Source organism: Pseudomonas lopnurensis, from assembly GCF_015070855.1.
In the GTDB taxonomy this organism is placed as follows: Bacteria; Pseudomonadota; Gammaproteobacteria; order Pseudomonadales; family Pseudomonadaceae; genus Stutzerimonas; species Stutzerimonas lopnurensis.
The window spans coordinates 80,086-95,898 of record NZ_JADDIX010000092.1 but is presented as its reverse complement, the minus strand read 5'-3'; the positions used below and the strand labels follow the sequence as shown (position 1 = coordinate 95,898).

General features: G+C 65.9%; 18 protein-coding genes. 7 read left to right on the top strand and 11 right to left on the bottom strand.

Going from position 1 to position 15,813, the window contains the following annotated elements; translation table 11 throughout:
- From IN820_RS19480 to IN820_RS19465, 4 genes are all read right to left on the bottom strand, one after another.
- A complete protein-coding gene (locus IN820_RS19480; RefSeq protein WP_193682540.1) occupies positions 1–972 on the bottom strand; it encodes an SDR family oxidoreductase in 972 nt (323 codons plus the stop codon).
- 77 nt (positions 973–1,049) lie between these two features.
- The gene (locus tag IN820_RS19475; protein ID WP_193682539.1) at positions 1,050–1,877 is read right to left on the bottom strand and encodes an aldo/keto reductase; all 828 of its coding nucleotides are present in this window, start codon (positions 1,875–1,877) and stop codon (positions 1,050–1,052) included.
- The gene (locus IN820_RS19470; RefSeq protein ID WP_193682538.1) at positions 1,877–2,332 is read right to left on the bottom strand and encodes a VOC family protein; all 456 of its coding nucleotides are present in this window, start codon (positions 2,330–2,332) and stop codon (positions 1,877–1,879) included. The genes IN820_RS19475 and IN820_RS19470 overlap by 1 nt, the downstream gene beginning before the upstream one ends.
- Before the next feature lie 76 nt (positions 2,333–2,408).
- Complete coding sequence (locus IN820_RS19465; RefSeq protein ID WP_193682537.1) at positions 2,409–3,044, bottom strand: LysE family translocator; 636 nt, start codon at positions 3,042–3,044, stop codon at positions 2,409–2,411.
- Positions 3,045–3,294: 250 nt separating this feature from the next.
- On the opposite strand from IN820_RS19465, the gene IN820_RS19460 reads away from it, so the two are divergent.
- The 6 genes from IN820_RS19460 to IN820_RS19435 all read left to right on the top strand — a co-directional run bounded on the left by IN820_RS19460 (position 3,295) and on the right by IN820_RS19435 (position 7,666).
- Entirely contained in the window at positions 3,295–3,945 is a 651-nt protein-coding gene (locus IN820_RS19460) for a helix-turn-helix transcriptional regulator (RefSeq protein ID WP_193682536.1), read from the top strand.
- A complete protein-coding gene (gene csgE / locus IN820_RS19455) occupies positions 3,942–4,325 on the top strand; it encodes a curli production assembly/transport protein CsgE (RefSeq protein ID WP_193682535.1) in 384 nt (127 codons plus the stop codon). Before IN820_RS19460 ends, csgE begins: the two co-directional genes overlap by 4 nt.
- Positions 4,322–4,735, top strand: a complete 414-nt coding sequence (locus IN820_RS19450) for a curli assembly protein CsgF (protein ID WP_193682534.1) — start codon at positions 4,322–4,324, stop codon at positions 4,733–4,735. The genes csgE and IN820_RS19450 overlap by 4 nt, the downstream gene beginning before the upstream one ends.
- 22 nt (positions 4,736–4,757) lie before the next feature.
- The gene (locus IN820_RS19445; protein ID WP_193682533.1) at positions 4,758–5,588 is read left to right on the top strand and encodes a CsgG/HfaB family protein; all 831 of its coding nucleotides are present in this window, start codon (positions 4,758–4,760) and stop codon (positions 5,586–5,588) included.
- Between the two features lie 203 nt (positions 5,589–5,791).
- Positions 5,792–6,280, top strand: coding sequence for a curli production assembly protein CsgB (locus IN820_RS19440; protein ID WP_193682532.1), 489 nt, complete (start codon positions 5,792–5,794; stop codon positions 6,278–6,280).
- A 99-nt stretch (positions 6,281–6,379) separates the two neighbouring features.
- Complete coding sequence (locus tag IN820_RS19435) at positions 6,380–7,666, top strand: hypothetical protein (RefSeq protein WP_193682531.1); 1,287 nt, start codon at positions 6,380–6,382, stop codon at positions 7,664–7,666.
- 73 nt (positions 7,667–7,739) lie between these two features.
- On the opposite strand, the gene IN820_RS19430 is transcribed toward IN820_RS19435, so the two are convergent.
- Positions 7,740–8,279 (bottom strand): sugar O-acetyltransferase, encoded by a 540-nt coding sequence (locus tag IN820_RS19430; RefSeq protein WP_193682530.1) that lies wholly within the window; start codon positions 8,277–8,279, stop codon positions 7,740–7,742.
- A gap of 323 nt (positions 8,280–8,602) precedes the next feature.
- On the opposite strand from IN820_RS19430, the gene IN820_RS19425 reads away from it, so the two are divergent.
- Positions 8,603–9,394: an outer membrane protein OmpK gene (locus tag IN820_RS19425; protein WP_193682529.1), complete on the top strand. Its 792-nt coding sequence runs from the start codon at positions 8,603–8,605 to the stop codon at positions 9,392–9,394.
- 95 nt (positions 9,395–9,489) lie between these two features.
- Here IN820_RS19425 and IN820_RS19420 read toward each other — a convergent pair whose 3' ends face one another.
- The 6 genes from IN820_RS19420 to IN820_RS19395 form a co-directional block, all read right to left on the bottom strand.
- Complete coding sequence (locus tag IN820_RS19420) at positions 9,490–10,437, bottom strand: PDR/VanB family oxidoreductase (RefSeq protein ID WP_193682528.1); 948 nt, start codon at positions 10,435–10,437, stop codon at positions 9,490–9,492.
- Positions 10,434–11,870, bottom strand: coding sequence for an amidohydrolase family protein (locus IN820_RS19415; RefSeq protein ID WP_095460499.1), 1,437 nt, complete (start codon positions 11,868–11,870; stop codon positions 10,434–10,436). Before IN820_RS19415 ends, IN820_RS19420 begins: the two co-directional genes overlap by 4 nt.
- A 222-nt stretch (positions 11,871–12,092) precedes the next feature.
- A complete protein-coding gene (locus tag IN820_RS19410) occupies positions 12,093–12,821 on the bottom strand; it encodes an ABC transporter permease (RefSeq protein ID WP_313026581.1) in 729 nt (242 codons plus the stop codon).
- 85 nt (positions 12,822–12,906) lie between these two features.
- On the bottom strand, positions 12,907–13,746 hold the full coding sequence (locus IN820_RS19405; RefSeq protein ID WP_193682527.1) for an ABC transporter ATP-binding protein: 840 nt from the start codon (positions 13,744–13,746) through the stop codon (positions 12,907–12,909).
- Entirely contained in the window at positions 13,740–14,762 is a 1,023-nt protein-coding gene (locus tag IN820_RS19400; protein WP_193682526.1) for an isopenicillin N synthase family dioxygenase, read from the bottom strand. The genes IN820_RS19405 and IN820_RS19400 overlap by 7 nt, the downstream gene beginning before the upstream one ends.
- A 1-nt stretch (position 14,763) precedes the next feature.
- Positions 14,764–15,801, bottom strand: a complete 1,038-nt coding sequence (locus IN820_RS19395; protein WP_193682525.1) for an ABC transporter substrate-binding protein — start codon at positions 15,799–15,801, stop codon at positions 14,764–14,766.
- Positions 15,802–15,813 lie beyond the last annotated feature (12 nt).

The following is a 15,813-nucleotide window of genomic DNA, read 5'->3' as shown; positions in this document are numbered from 1 at the left end:
CTACCGGCGATGCCGGCACAGGCAGAATCCGACAATCCCCAGCGCCAGGCCGCCGACCAGCAGCCACTTGCGTGGCTCGGGGGCCTCGCCGCGCCAGCCGCCATCGATCCGCCGCTGCCCCAGGGCCGGATGGAACAGGTTGCCCGACGATGTCGGCACGCGCCGCGCGCGGTTCAATGCCGTGCCGGTGAGCAGGCCGTTCAGGCGATCGAAGCCGGGTGTGAGGAAATGCGCCAGACGCAGCAGCGTCGCCACCGCGCCGACCGAGGTGGTATGGCGCGGGTGCAGCGCCAGGCTGACCATCGCATCGGCCACCCGGCGCGGGTCGTACCGCGGTGGCGGCGGCTGCAGCGAACGCCCGGCATAGTTGCCGCCGTCGCGAAAGCCCGGGGTATCCACCACTGACGGGTAGACATCGCAGACATGGATGCCCGGCCACTGTCCCAGCTCACCACGCAGCGCCTGGGAGAAGCCGCGCAGGCCGAACTTGCTCGCCGAATAGGCCACCGCGTAAGGCTGTGCCACCCAGCTGCCCATCGACAGCGTATTGATCAGCACGCCGCCCTGCTGCTGCTTGAAGTACGGCAGCACCGCATGGGCGCCGCGCAGATAGCCGAGCAGGTCGGTCTGCACCACCTGCTCATGGGCATCCAGCGGGGTTTCGTCGAAGGCGCCGACCGCGCCGATCCCGGCATTGTTGATCCACACGTCGATGCGCCCCTGGCCGAACTCCGCCGCGGCGCTGGCGAGGTTTTCCACCTCGTCGCTATGGGTCACGTCGGTCGGCACGGCAATGGCGTCGCTACCGAAGCTGCGGCATTCGTCCGCGGCTTCCTGCAGGGCTTCGGCGTCCCGTGCCGCCAGCACCAGTCTCGCGCCGCGACGGGCGAAAGCCTGCGCCGCAGCGCGGCCGATGCCGCTGGATGCGCCAGTGATCACCACCACCGCGCCGTCGAGTGTCGCCTTGGCCATGCCCGTTCCTCCGGATTCGCTGTCATCCATCTGCTGACAGCGGCGGCGCGGCAATCATTCCCTACGGCAGTCGGAGTTCAGACCATCTGCAACGGTTGCCGGCGCGAGGGCGACGGAAAGGCCTGCTCGATGATCGCCAGGTCCTCGGCGCCCAGGCGCAACCCGGCGGCCGCGGCATTGGCACGCAGATGCACGGGATCGCTGGCCTTTGGAATCGCCCACACGCCCGGCTGGCGCAGCGCCCAGGCCAGGGCGACCTGCGCCGGCTGCGCGCCGTGGCGGCGCGCCACTTCGAGCAGGGCGGGAGCGCGCAACAGCTCGCCACCCTGCCCCAGCGGGCAATAAGCCATGACGGGCATCCCCTGGGCCTGGCACCAGGGCAGCAGATCGAATTCGATGCCGCGCTCGGCCGGGTTGTACAGCACCTGGTTGGTGGCGCAGGCCCGCGCCTGCGGCAGTTCCTGCATATCGTCGAGATCGAGGTTGGACACACCCCAGTGACGGATCTTGCCGGCCGTCTTCAGCCGTTCGAAGGCTTCCACGGTTTCCGCCAGCGGATGTTGCCCGCGCCAGTGCAGCAGGTAGAGATCGATGCAATCGGTCCCCAGGCGCCGCAGGCTGCGCTCGCAGGCCAGCGGTATGCCCTGGCGGCTGGCATTGTGCGGGTAGACCTTGCTGACCAGGAAAACCCGCTCGCGGCGACTGCGGATCGCCTCGCCCACGACCTCCTCGGCGCCGCCTTCGCCGTACATCTCGGCGGTGTCGATCAGCGGCATGCCCAGCTCGATGCCCAGGCGCAGCGCCGCCACCTCGCGCTGCCGCTCAGCCGGGTCCTCGCCCATGTGCCAGGTGCCCTGGCCGACCCGCGGGACGCGTCCACCATCGATCATGCTGAAAGCGCGCATCAGGCCTGCTCCACGGAACCGGCGGCTTCGTCCGCCCAGGGATCGTAGGTGCCGAAACTCCACAGGTGGCCTTCCAGGTCGCGACAGCTGAAACCGCGGCCACCGTAGTCCTCGTCCTTCAGCTCGACGACGACCTGCGCGCCGGCGGCCTTGGCCTGGGTGTAGAGCGCATCGGCACTGTTGACGATGACATAGATGCCCTGGGTCGAGGCGCCGCCGAGCTCGTCCGGCTGGCGCAGTTGACGGCCGTACTCCGAATCGTCCACCGGGCCGACCATCAGCATGCCGCTGCCGAAGCCGAGCTGCGCATGGATGATGCCGACCAGTTCGTCCTCGTTCACCCGCTGGCGTTCAAAGCCGAAGGCGCGGCACAGCCAGTCGATCGCCGCCGCCACGTCGCGATAGCGCAGGCAGGGAATCAGGGTGGACGTGGTGTTCTTGCTTTGATGAGACATAGGCAGCTCCGATCATGGGGCCGTCGGTTGGCGAGCCCTCGCTGTTGAGAGCGGCGCCAGGCCGATCGAATTCCCGTCAGGCGCGTTCGCTGAGCCCCAGGCGAACCCCCAGGCCGATGAGGATCGAACCCAGCACCCGGTCGAGCCACTGGCTCAGGGTACGGTTGTTGCGTAGCGCCGTGGTCGCCCGTGCCGCCAGCAGTACCAGGCCGCATTCGACGACGATTGCCACCAGCACCACCAGAACGCCGAGCACCAGCAGTTGCAACGGTACTGCGCCATGCTCGGGTCGCACGAACTGCGGCAGGAAGGCCATGAAGAAGATCGCTGCCTTGGGATTGAGCAGGTCCACCAGCACACCCTGGCGATAGGCCCGCCAAGCGGAGGTGCGCGGCCCGGCCTTGATTTCCAGCGCGGCCCCGCTGCCGGCCGAGCGCAACGCCTGGATGCCCAGATAGAGCAGATAGGCCGCGCCGACGTACTTGACCAGCGCGAAGGCGAGCGCCGAGGTGGCGAGAATGGCCGAGATGCCCAGGGCAGCGAACAGCACGTGCACCAGCGCACCGCTGCATACGCCGCAGGCGGAAATCATCCCGATGCGCCGCCCGCCGGAAAAGGTGCGCGACAGCACGTAGAACAGGTCCGGTCCCGGCGATATGTTCAGCGCCAGTGCCGCCGAAAAGAACACCAGCCAGAAAAGAGGATCACCCATCGCATCGTTCCGCTACAGCTGCCACGGGCATGAAATGCGCCCGAAAACGACACTGTAGACGGGCTCAACGGCCTCCGCCAGGGGAACCCGCGGGACACCTCGCCAGCAAACTGACATATTTTTTCACTTTTGACTTTTTTTTGTCGAAAAGCTGAACTACTTTTCGAATCGACGTATCGAATCGCCGGATCTCCACGGATCGGAGGCGAACGAGAACTCTAGGTTGTTCCATTCAGCAAAGGACATGCGAATGAAAAATGATGCCGTATCGGCTATCGCGCCGGCCCCGTCGCGCCTGCTATTGCTTTCCCATAGCGAACTCCTCGACAGCGCATTGCGCCAACACCTCGACGACTGCCCCACCTGCGTCCTGTACCGCACCGGCACGTTGCGCCCGGAACACGCACGGTTCGCCCTGGCGCTCCTGGACCTTGGCAGCTTTTCCCACGAGCAGTGCCTGCAGTTGCTGCGCCAGTTCGGTGAAACGCCGGTCGCCCTGGTCAATGCGCAGCCCGACCAGGCACGCCTGCTGATCGAGATGCATCCCTGGATTCGCGGCGTTTTCTACCGCTCGACGCCGCGCAGCAATTTCATGCGGGGCGTCCAGGCCATTCTCACCGGCGGCGACTGGCTGCCGCGAGCGTTGATGGAAAAGCTGCTGTGCCGCTACCGGCAACTGACCCATTCCAGGCAGGCCATCGACGAGCTGACCCTGCGCGAGAAGCAGATCCTCGCCCTGGCCGGGCACGGTCTCTCGAATTCGGCCATCGCGCAAAAACTGCACCTGAGCACCCACACCATCAAGAGCCATGTGCACAACGCCCTGCGCAAGCTGGGCGCCAGCAACCGGGCGCAGGGCGCCTCCCTGGTGCTGGCCCACGTCGGCGAGGCGACGCCGTGAAACGCACCGGCCCGCTGCTGCTGCTGCTGTTGGGCCTGGCCAGCCATGCCGATGAAGCCGAACTGCAGGGCTTCATCACCGACAACACCATTTCGCGCTCCGGGCACGAGTTCTATCTCAGGTTCTGCGAACGCCTGAACGACATCAGCCGGCTGGATTTCAATCTCGCCGTCAAGGAGCGCCCTTCGGCCCGCTGGGGCGTGCTGGTGTGGGTCGAGCATGAGAACCAGACGCTCTATCGCAGGTTTCTCCAGCCCAACGTCGCGGACATGAAGGACACCGCCTACGAGGCCGCCGACTTCGTGGTACAGGAAATAAACCGGCGAAAAATAGAAGCGTTGTTCGAAGACAACATTGACCTAGCCAAGGACGAGTTATGAACCGGCACATTCCCAAGACGACCGGCCTGCTGCTCGGCAGTCTGCTGCTCAGCGCTGGCACCAGCGCCACCGAACTGGTGTACACCCCGATCAATCCCTCCTTCGGTGGCAGCCCGCTCAATGGCGCCTGGCTGCTCGGTAACGCCCAGGCACAGAACGACAAGAAAGACCCGGACGCGCTGGATCGCGCGTCGCTGACCGGCATGTCCGCGCTGGATCGCTTCACCAGCCAGTTGGAGTCACGCCTGCTGACCGATCTGCTGAGTGGCGTGAGCGACGGCCAGACCGGCACGCTGACCACCGAGGATTTCATCGTCCGCATCTACAACAACGAAATCGGTACGCTGATCGTCGAGATCACGGATCGACTCACCGGCGAAATGTCCGAAATCATCGTCGGTCAGAACTGACCATCCAGGGAGAGCAAAGGCCATGAGAAGCCTGTTCGTAGCCATCGGGATGATGGCCGTGTTGCAGGGCTGCGCCGTGCGCGAGCCCATGTCCGCCGATCAGCATCCACCGACACTGACCCCACGCACCTCGACCTACCAGGACCTGCTGGCGCTGCCTCGCCCGAAGGGTCCCTTGGTGGCGGCGGTGTACGGTTTTCGCGACCAGACCGGGCAGTACAAACCCAACCCTGCCAGTTCCTTCTCCACCGCCGTGACCCAGGGCGCGGCGAGCATGCTGGTCGACGCCATGCAGGCCAGCGGCTGGTTCGTCGTGCTCGAGCGCGAGGGCCTGCAGAACGTACTGACCGAGCGCAAGATCATCCGCGCCTCGCAGGCCAAGCCCGACGTGGCACCCAACATCCAGTCCGAACTGCCGTCGCTGCTGGCCGCCAACATCATCATGGAAGGCGCCATCGTCGCCTACGAGACCAACGTGCGCAGCGGTGGCCAGGGCGCCCGCTACCTGGGCATCGGCGTTTCGCAGGAGTACCGGGTCGACCAGGTCACGGTGAACCTCAGGGCCATCGACGTGCGCAGCGGGCGGGTGCTGTCCAACGTGATGACCACCAAGACCATCTTCTCCATCGGGCGCAGCGCCAACGTCTACAAGTTCATCGAATTCAAGGAACTGCTCGAGGCCGAGGCTGGCTATACCACCAACGAGCCGGCGCAGCTGTGCGTGCTGTCGGCGATCGAGGCCGCCGTCGCCCACCTGATCGCCCAGGGCGTCGACCGACGCCTGTGGCAGACGGCCGAAGGCAGCGGCGGCGACCATCCGGCGCTGAGCAAGTACCTGAGCAGGGTGGACTGACACGCGCCTTCGCCTGAAGCCTGAAGCCTGAAGCCTGAAGCCTGAAGCCTGAAGCCTGAAAGCATCGCCCGGGGCCGGGCCTTAACAAGCACCCGGTGTGCACACTCATACCACCCCACGGCAAATTCAATCATTGGATGGATGGTCGCCCGCTCGATTCGAGGCAAGGATGTAAGCATCGAGCCACATCAGGAAAGGACGCCATGGAAAGCTCGCAAAGGATTGCACGCCATCTGCTGCTACCCGTCGTTCTGGCACTGCTGGTGATCCCGACCGCTCACGCCGAGATGTACGATCTCGCCCCCAGCGAATTCGGTCCCGGCGATCTTCCGGCCCTTGCCAACGCGGGCATCGGTGCCCAGGGCGCGCTCGCGCTCATCCAGCAGACGGGGAACGGCATGGTCGGCAACGTCGCCCAGGCCGGCTCCGAGCTGGAGGCCTACATCATCCAGAGCGGCTACGCCAACAGCGCCTCCATCGAGCAGATCGGCCTCGGCAACGCGGCATCGATCAGCCAGTACGGCCTCTACAACGATGCCCGGATCGAGCAGTACGGCGCGGACAACACCGCCGCCATCGCACAACAGGGCGCGAACAACAGCGCGCTCATCGAACAGACTGGCAGCGGCCACAGCAGCAGCGTCACCCAGAGCGGCCAGAGTCTGACGGTAGTGGTTCGCCAGTACCGGTAGGGTCTGTTGAGGCTTCGTTCGCAGACGCGCCGAAGCCTCAACGACCTTAGGCACCCCAAGGAAATACCGCTGTACTTAAAACATCCATGGAGAGACAAAATGTTTAAGTTCAAACCCTTAGTAGCAGCCATCCTGACTGTCGCCACTGCCCAGGCCTTCGCCGCCGAGAACACCTCGGAGCAGAACCAGTTCGGCATCGACAACGACGCGCACGTGCTGCAAAGCGGCGGTTCGGGCAATTTCGCCACGCAGAACCAGAGCGGCTACGGCAACGAGGCCGTGATCGAGCAAGCCGGTTCGCTGAGTTCGGACGCCACCCAGACACAGACCGGCACCTTCAACGCCGCCGACGCGGTGCAGAATTTCACCTCGCAGAGCGGCTCCACCCAGACCCAGAGCGGCTGGGGCAACGACGCCCTGGTGCAGCAGACCGGCACCTACAAGACCGGCGCCACGCAGAACCAGAGCGGTGTGCACAACAGTGCCGAGACGTTCCAGACCGCCTCGACCCTGAGCGACGCCACCACCGACCAGACCGGCAAACACAACCATGCGCTGGCCACGCAGACCGGTGCCTACGGCAGCCAGGCCGTGCAAATCCAGAACGGCGACCTGAACACCTCCAGCGTTACCCAGGTCGCAAGCGCATGGGACAAGGCGACCATCGACCAGCGAGGCACCGACAACGATGCACAGGTCACCCAGGTCATCAGCTCCGGCTCCATCGCCGAAGTCGAGCAGGTCGGCTGGCGCAATGATGCGCTGGTTTCGCAGACCGGCGTTCAACAGGAGGCCTATGTCTATTCCGACGGCGCCGGCAACGACGTCGACGTGAACCAGAGCGGCAATGCGCAAAACGCCTTCGCCCTGCAGTACGGTTTCGGCAACGATACCCGCATCGTGCAGACCAACGGCTGGTTCGGCGGCAACAACACCGCCACCACCGAGCAGTTCGGCACCGGCAACCAGGCCGACGTCCACCAGGACGGCCGCAACCAGGCCGCCAAGACCATCCAGAAAGGCGCCTACAACGTCGCCAGCGTCGACCAGCAGGGGCATGGCAACGACCTGCACTTCCAGCAGGACGGTGTCGGCAACGAGCTGAACGCCGTGCAGAACGGCACCGGCAACGAAATCGTCGGGACCAGCCAGGGCTGGGCCAACAGCAGCGACATCGAACAGTACGGTGCGGACAACCTGGCTTCCGTGCGCCAGGAAGGTTCGTGGAACGAAGCCCTGCTGAGCCAGAACGGCAGCGACCATCTGGTCCAGGTGTTCCAGCACGGCTCCGGCAACGAAGCCATCGCCAGCCAGAGCGGCTACGGCAACGCGGCCTACGTCAACCAGAACGGCTGGGGCAACAGTGCCGTGGTGACCCAGAACTGAACCTGTGTCGTGACCTGACACCGCCGGCCCAGTGCCGGCGGTTTCGTTTGCGCGAGCGGCTGAACGCGGATCTTCAGCGAGGCCGCGCGGGATTGCCCAATACCGTGGCCCCCGCCGTCACGTCGCGGGTCACCACGCTGCCGGCACCGATGATGGCGTCATCACCAACCGTCACGCCCGGCAGGATGATCGCGCCGCCGCCGATCCAGACATTCTTCCCGATCACCACCGCCTTGCCGCACTCCAGGCCAGCCCGGCGCTGTCGCGGATCGCGCGGATGGTCCGCGGTATAGATCTGTACGGCCGGGCCGATCTGGCACCCCGCACCGATGTGCACGCTACAGACATCCAGGATCACGCAGCCGAAATTGAGAAACACGCCCTCTTCCAGGTGGATGTTGTAGCCGTAGTCGCAGTGAAACGGCGAACGAACCTCCACGCCGCGCCCCACCGTGCCCAACCCTTCGGCCAACAGGACGTCCCGCTCCGCACCCGCCGAACCGTTATAGCGCTCCAGCCAAGCCCCGGCCTTTTCCCGCTCGCCCTTGAGTTCGGCATCGCCTGCCAGGTACGGCTGCCCGGTGAGCATCTTCTGTTTTTCACTCAGGTTCATGGCTGCCTCGTCTATATGTGCACCCTAGCTACGACCCCGTGCGCAGCATTCGCGTTGCAACATGGAGCAAATGGCCATCGAGCACGCCCCAAACCGGAGCAACCTGACGCATCGGTCAGCTCGAGCCGATACGGAATTCGTGTGTCGGCGCCTCCACACCTTCCGTAGCGCAACGACCGATAAAAATAACTTCTTAAAAATCAAATACATAATCAATACACACAACAACCCTACGGGGTTGGCTCGCGCCTTGCTATGAGAGCGAAGCCTGACCGCTTGGACAACTAATACAAGCACTCACATCTGCAGCAAGGAGTACACACATGAAACGCAGCCTTACCACCGCAGCCCTCGCGGCCGGGTTGATCCTCAGTGGCGAAGCCATGGCCAGTCCGATGCTCTGGCAGAACAACAGCCTGACCTATCTCTACGGCAAGGACTTCAAGGTCGACGCCGGCGAAATCCAGCAGACCATCACCTTCGAACATGCCAGCGGCTGGACCTGGGGGGACATGTTCCTGTTCGTCGATAACAAGTGGTACAACGGCCTGTCCGGTAACGACGGCCACACCTACTACGGTGAGTTCAGCCCGCGCCTGTCCTTCGGCAAGATCACCGGCGCCGACCTTTCCTTCGGCCCGGTGAAGGACGTGCTGCTTTCGGCCACCTACGAGCGTGGCGAAGACCGCAATCGCAACTACCTGCTTGGGCCGGCCGTCGATCTGGACATGCCCGGCTTCGATCGCCTGGCCATCAACACCTACTACCGCAAGCCCGACGGCATCACCGGCAAGCCGGGCGGCCAGTGGCAGATCACCCCCACCTGGGCCATCACCATTCCGGTCGGCAAGTCCGACATCCTGTTCGACGGCTACATCGACTGGGTGGTCAATGACAAGGGCTCCAAGACCAAGGGTGACTTCATCGCCAAGAACCTGCACATCAACCCGCAGGTCAAGTACGACCTGGGCAAAGCCCTGGACTACACGCCGGGCAAACTCTATGTCGGTATCGAGTACGACTACTGGTCGAACAAATACGGCTTGGAAGACGGCTTGCTACCTTTCAAGACCGACCAGAACACCTTCAGCGCTATCGTGAAGGCGCACTTCTGAAACGACCTGCCGCCCGGCCTCGCCGGGCGGCAGCGTAGCGCTACAGGCTCCCATTTTTCCTGATGGTCGTTGTGCGACAACGACCGTCGGGTGTTTTAACAGTCCAGCACCAATCGTGCTCCGGCGCAGCCGGAAACGCAGGGCAGCATCCATTCGCCGGACGCCTGTTCGGCGGCCCCGAGATAAGCGTCACGATGCACTGGCTGCCCCTCGATAACCCGCGTCAGGCAGCAGCCACACATGCCCATGCCACAGGACAGCGGGATTTCCACCCCGGCGCGAGCAGCAGCGGCGGCCACCGACTCACCCGCGATCACCCGCACCTGCCGGCCGCTGGCGGCCAGCACCAGTTCGAAGCCCGTGGTGGTGACCGGCTCGGCCTGCGCCTGGAAATGCTCCTGATGCAGCGCCTTTTCCGGCCAGCCGGCAGCCAAGGCGACTTCCCGTACCCGCTGCATAAAGCCGGCCGGACCGCAGCAATAGAGGCTGGCCCGTTCGCCGCGCATCGATAACAGCTCGCCCAGCCGGTCATGCAGCGCTGCGCGTTCCAGTCCCACATGCAGGTGCACATCCGCTTGCTCTTCCAGCTCGCGACGAAAAGCCAGCCCCGCTCGTTCTCGGGCGAAATAGTGCAGCCCGACCGGCCTGGCATTCGCGCGACAGGCGCGATACATCGCCAGCAGCGGCGTGATGCCGATACCACCAGCGATCAGCAGCACCTCGCCCGACCCTTCATGCAGTTCGAACAGGTTGCGCGGCTCGCCGACACCGAGTATCTGCCCCAGGCGCAGGTCCTCATGGAGCCAGCGCGAGCCGCCGCGCGAGCCCGGCTCACGCTTGACGGCAAAATAGAGGTGACCATCGGCGGGCCGGCTGACCAGCGAATACTGGCGGACCAGCCCGTTCGGCAAGCGCAGGTCGACATGCGCGCCGGGTGCCCAGTCGAAGGGCAGTGGCACGCCATCCGCCGGCGCCAGTTCCACGCCGAGGACATCCCGCGCCTCTTCGCGCAAGGCGCACACCCGCATATCGAATCCGCTCATGCCGCAGCCTCCGCCCGCTGGATCAGGCGCGCCACGGCCTCGCGCGAGCGCCGACCCAGCTCGGCCATGTCCAGCCCCGGGATGCGATCATCCTCGACCACCCGACGCCCGCCCACCAGCAACGCCTGCAGGTATGCGCGGCCGCCGCTGGCGATCGGGCCGATGGCCGGATCGTGCAGGCCGAAGTAACGCGGATCGTCGAGCCGGTAGATCGCCAGGTCTGCGGCCTGGCCGACCTGCAGCGTACCGACCGCGTCCAGCCCCAGCACCCTGGCCCCGCCGGCAGTGCCCCAACGCAGCACGTCTTCGATCCGGGCGGCATCCGCACCGCCTTCGAACGCACCGCCGTCGTAGCGCGGCTGTGCCCGTTCGCCCTTGCGCGCGCGCTGCAACAGCCAGGCGGCATGCGCTTCGGACTGCATGTCGGCAGCCTCGTTGGAGGCGGCGCCGTCGACACCGAGCGATACCGTCACGCCCGCCGCCTCAAGCGCCGGCAAGTCTGCGATGCCGCTGCCGAGCCGACCGTTGCTTTGGGGGCAACTGGCGATCCCGGTACCGGTCTCGCCGAGCAGGCGAATCTCCTCGGGCAGCAGCTTGACCAGGTGGGCGAACCAGACGTCCGAGCCGACCCAGCCCTGCTCGGCGCAGAACTGCACGGGCGTCATGCCGAACCTGGCGCGTGCCGCGTCGAGGTAGTCGACGGTCTCGGAGAGATGGCTGTGCAGACGAATGCCGAGGCGCCGCGCGACATCCGCGCTTTCGCGTAGCTCTTCGGGCGAGGTGGAATGCAGCGCCGTGGTCGGCGCCATCACCACCCGCCGCCAGGCGTCACCGGCCGGATCGTGATAGTTCGCGACCAGGCGCTCGACATCGGCCAGATAGGCGTCGAAACGCTCCGGGCGCAGCGCCTGGGGCAACTCGGCCTCGAGCTGACGGGTCTGGGTGGCGCCGCCGCGGCAGAGCACGAAGCGCACACCCAGTGCCTCGGCTTCCTCGAAGAGGATCGCCGCGCCATCGAACGGCATGTCGGGGTAGTAGAGGTAGTGATGATCGGCCACGGTGCCGCAACCCGAGCGCACCAGTTCGACCAGCCCGACCCGGGCCGCAAGACGGAAACTGTCCTCGTCGAAGGCGCCGCGAAAGCGATACGGGGTCGCCGCCAGCCAGGGCGTCAGGGTCTGGTTGAGCCCCTGCGGCTCGCCCTTGAGCAACGACTGGAACAGGTGGTGGTGGGTGTTGACCCAGGCCGGATAGACCACGCAGTCGCGGGCGTCGATGAGTTGCTCGCCGGGCTCCGGCGTGAGCGGTCCGAGCGCGGCGATGCGCCCGTCGACGATGCGGATGTCCGGCCCGGCGTGACGCGCCTGGTCACCGCAAAGGCCGGTGAGGATGGCGGCCGCGTTGCGGATCAGCCAGTTGGTGTTGGTATGCATGGGGTTTCCTGTCGTTCGGTTTTAGTTCGCAGCCGAGACCGCGCCCACGGGGGCCGGGCTCGCGCGTTCGGCTGCGGGTCGCTTGGTGGGCTGAAGCCCACCCTACGGACTGAAGCCCACCCTACGGCCTGCATCGCCGCGAGGGCACGCCTCCCACAGCTCCGATGTGTTTCAACCGCAGGGTGGAAAACCGCGCAGCGTTTTCCACCGCGAATCCCGGCTTCACCCCTGCTCGCTCTCGTGCCAATGCCCGAGGCTGAAGCGCGCCAGTGCTGCCATCAGGCTGAACAGCAGAACGCCGGTCAGCGCGATGAGAAAGAGCGCGGCGAACAGGCGTGGGATGTTGAGCTGGAAGCCGGCCTGGAGGATCTGGTAGGCCAGCCCCGCCCCGGTGCCGCCGGTACCGGCGACGAACTCGGCGACCACCGCGCCGATCAGCGCCAGACCGCTGGCGATGCGCAGACCGCCGAAGAAGTATGGCAACGCACTGGGTATGCGCAGGCGTACCAAAGTCTGCCAGCGGCTTGCGCGGTTGAGGCGGAACAGGTTGAGCAGTCCCGGATTGACGCTGCGCAAACCGAGCACGGTGTTGGAGATGATCGGGAAGATCGCCACCAGCGTCGCGCAGATGGTCAGTGCCAGCGTGGTGTTGCTAACCCAGATGATGATCAGCGGCGCCACGGCCACCACCGGCGTCACCTGCAGCAGGATGGCGTAGGGAAACAGGCTGGCCTCGATCACCCGGCTCTGCACGAACAAGAACGCGGCGATCACGCCCAGCACCACCGCCAGGGCGAATGAAAGGAAGGTGATTTTCAATGTCACCACCAACGCACCGAACAGCATCGGCCCGTCGCTCACCAGCGTCCGGCCGATATCCAACGGTGTCGGCACCAGATAGGTCGGCACTTTCAGCGCAACACAGAGGAACTGCCAGAGACCTAGCAGCACCAGGCCGACCAACAACGGCGCGGCGATACGCTGCACACGCGGATCGGCCAGCAGGGGTTGGGAATGTTTGTCCATCATGATCACCTCAGTGGCCTGCATCGGCATTGGCTTCGGCGAGCAACCGGGACAGCTGCGCGCATTGTTCGATGAAGGCAGCGCTGGTGCGGAACGCCTCGTCGCGCACCTGCGGCCCCTCGATGGTCACGTCGGCCAGCACCCGGCCGGGCCGCGCGCCCATCACCACCACCCGCGAGGAAAGGAACACCGCCTCGTAGATGCTGTGGGTGACGAATACCACGGTCAGGTCACGGGCACGCCAGAGGTCGCGCAGATCGCTGTCCAGGCGGTTGCGGGTGAATTCGTCGAGCGCACCGAAGGGCTCGTCCATCAGCAGCAGGTTCGGTTGCGTGGCCAAGGCGCGGGCAATGGAGGCGCGCATCTGCATGCCACCGGACAGCTCGCGCGGGTAGACGCCGCCGAACGAACCCAGACCGACCAGATCCAGCGCCGCCTGCACCCGTGCGTTGCCCTCGGCCTTCGGCACACCGGCCAGATCCAGCGGCAGGCGGGCGTTGTCGGCGACCTTCGCCCAGGGCATCAGCGTCGCCTCCTGGAACACCATGGCCATGCGCTGGCCGGCCTCGGTCGCCTCGAGGTCGCCCTTGCCCCACCAGCGCACGTGCCCGGCCGAGGGCGCTTCGAGCCCGGCGAACATCTTCAGCAAGGTGCTCTTGCCGCAACCTGACGGGCCGAGCAGCGAGACGAACTCACCGCGACCAATGGCCAGTTTCAGCCGCTGCAGGGCATGGGTGCCGTTGGGGTAGGTCTTCTCGATCTGGTTAGCCAGCAGTACCGGGATCGCCTCGTTGGCTGGGGCGCCGGAAGCAGGACGGGCCGTGTCGACAGCTATTGTGTGCATCAGCATGGTTGCGTGCTCCGGCTCGGTACCTGCGCAGGCCGGGAACCAGCCGCCGGCAGGGATATCTGCATGGATTGGTCGAGCTTGCCGCGGATATAGGCGCCCGCCTCCACGGGTGCATAGCGTGGCGGGTACTCGGCGCTGCAGCAGCTCGGCAGGCAGGCCACCTCGGTGTCGGCCGCCGGGCCGGTGAAGGCCACCAGGGACAGGCGCCGGGTCGATCCGCTCCACTCGCGCGGCGGGTTGATCACCCGGTGCAGCGTCGAGCGCCAGCGGTCGTTGGTCCAGCGTGCCATCAGGTCGCCGACGTTGATCACGAAGGCACCCGGCGGCGCTGTAACGTCGCGCCAGCGGCCAGCGAGGTCGCACACCTGCAAGCCACCGGGCGCCTGGTCCGGGCGCAGGATGGTCAGCCCGCCGTAGTCGTGATGCGCGCCGTAGCGCAGCTGGCCCTCGCGCGGCGCCTCGGGCTGATCGGGGTAGTTGACGAAGCGCAGCGTCAGCGACGGCTCGCGATAGCTGGCCTGGAAATGGTCTTCGGGGAGGTCCAGCGCCAGTGCCGACAGCCGCATCAGCCGCTGGCACAGCGCGAACATCGCATCGAACCAGGCCTCGACCGTCGCCTTCAGCGCCGGCGGCTCGTCCGGCCAGATATTCGGCAGGCCCTGCCCGGCCCGCTCGCGCTGCAGCGAGGCGAACACCAACGCTTCGCACAGGTCGGGCGGCGTCTCGCCGCTGAGCGTAGCGGCCACGCTTTCGATGCCGAGCGGCAGATAGCCACGGCCCTTGGTCCGCTCCGGCGGCGTCCAGGCCAGCTTGTCGGCGTACGACTGGGCGAAGAAGCGCTCGGCCTCGGCGTACATGCGTTCGACCAGCGCGGCGTCGACGCCATGGTTGACGATGCTGGCGAACCCGCAGGTTTCGAAGGCGTCGCCGAACCGACGGGCCACCTCGCGCCGCGCCGGCTCGTCTCCCGCGAGGAAAGGGCCGAGATCGATGACCGGAATGCTGTCCAGGCTCATCTCATCGCTCCTGGGCGGCCATGGCCGCACCGGAACTGACGAATTCCAACGTGTAGGCGCGGCGGTAGTCCAGGTCCGTGCGGTATACGCCGGCGGCGCTCATGGTTTCGAAGAAGCTTTCCCAGCGTGCATCGCTCATGGCACCCGGCCCTTGCACGGCGGCATCGCCGCTGTCGATCAGGCCGCGCTCGCGCATCTGCTTTATCTTGAAGTGGTACAGCGCCTCGCCATGCTCGGGGTTGGCGGCCAGGGTGGCCCGCATCGCCGGCTCGTAGTCCCCCGCCGCGCATTCGTTCCAGCCCTGGCGGCTGGCCGCGACGAACCGGGCGACCACGTCGCGATGCGCGCCGATGTAGCTGTCGAGGGCGAAGACGGTGGTGGCGTAGTTGTCGTAGCCGTAGTCGGCCAACAGGATCGAAACCGGCGGCTCCTTGAGTTCCTTGCCGAGCAGGTGCGCGTCCTCGGTGATATAGCCCTGCTGCACGGCCCTGGGGTCGGCGAGGAAGGGCACCGAGGAATAGGCGTAGGGGCGCAACTGGCTGTCGCTGAAGCCGTAGCGCTGCTTGAGGAATTGCCAGAACTCGGTCTGCGAGAACTTGGCGACCATGATTGGCCGGCCCTTGAGGTCCTCCAGCGTTTCCACGCCCTGCCCGGCGTGGGCGACCAGGGTCTGCGGGTCCTTCTGCAGGAAGGCCGCAACGGTGCGCGCCGGGATGTCGCGCTGGACCATGTTCAGCGTGGTGAAGCTCGAACCCATGCCCAGCTGCAGATCACCGGCGGCGACCTGCAGCGGGATGTTGCGATCAGGCCCGCCCGGCACCAGTTCGACGTCGAGCCCGGCCTTCTGGTAAAGGCCGCTGGCCTGGGCCTGGTAAAAGCCGCACATCTCCGCCTGCGGCAGCCAGTTGAGGCCGAAGCGCAGGGATTCTGCGGCCTGTGCCGCCGGCACCAGCAGGCACAGCGGCGCGACGGCGAGCGCCAGCAGGCGACGCAGCGGGAAACGGGGCGAAGCGTGAAGCGTGGTATCGATGGCGTTCATGCACGGTCTCCA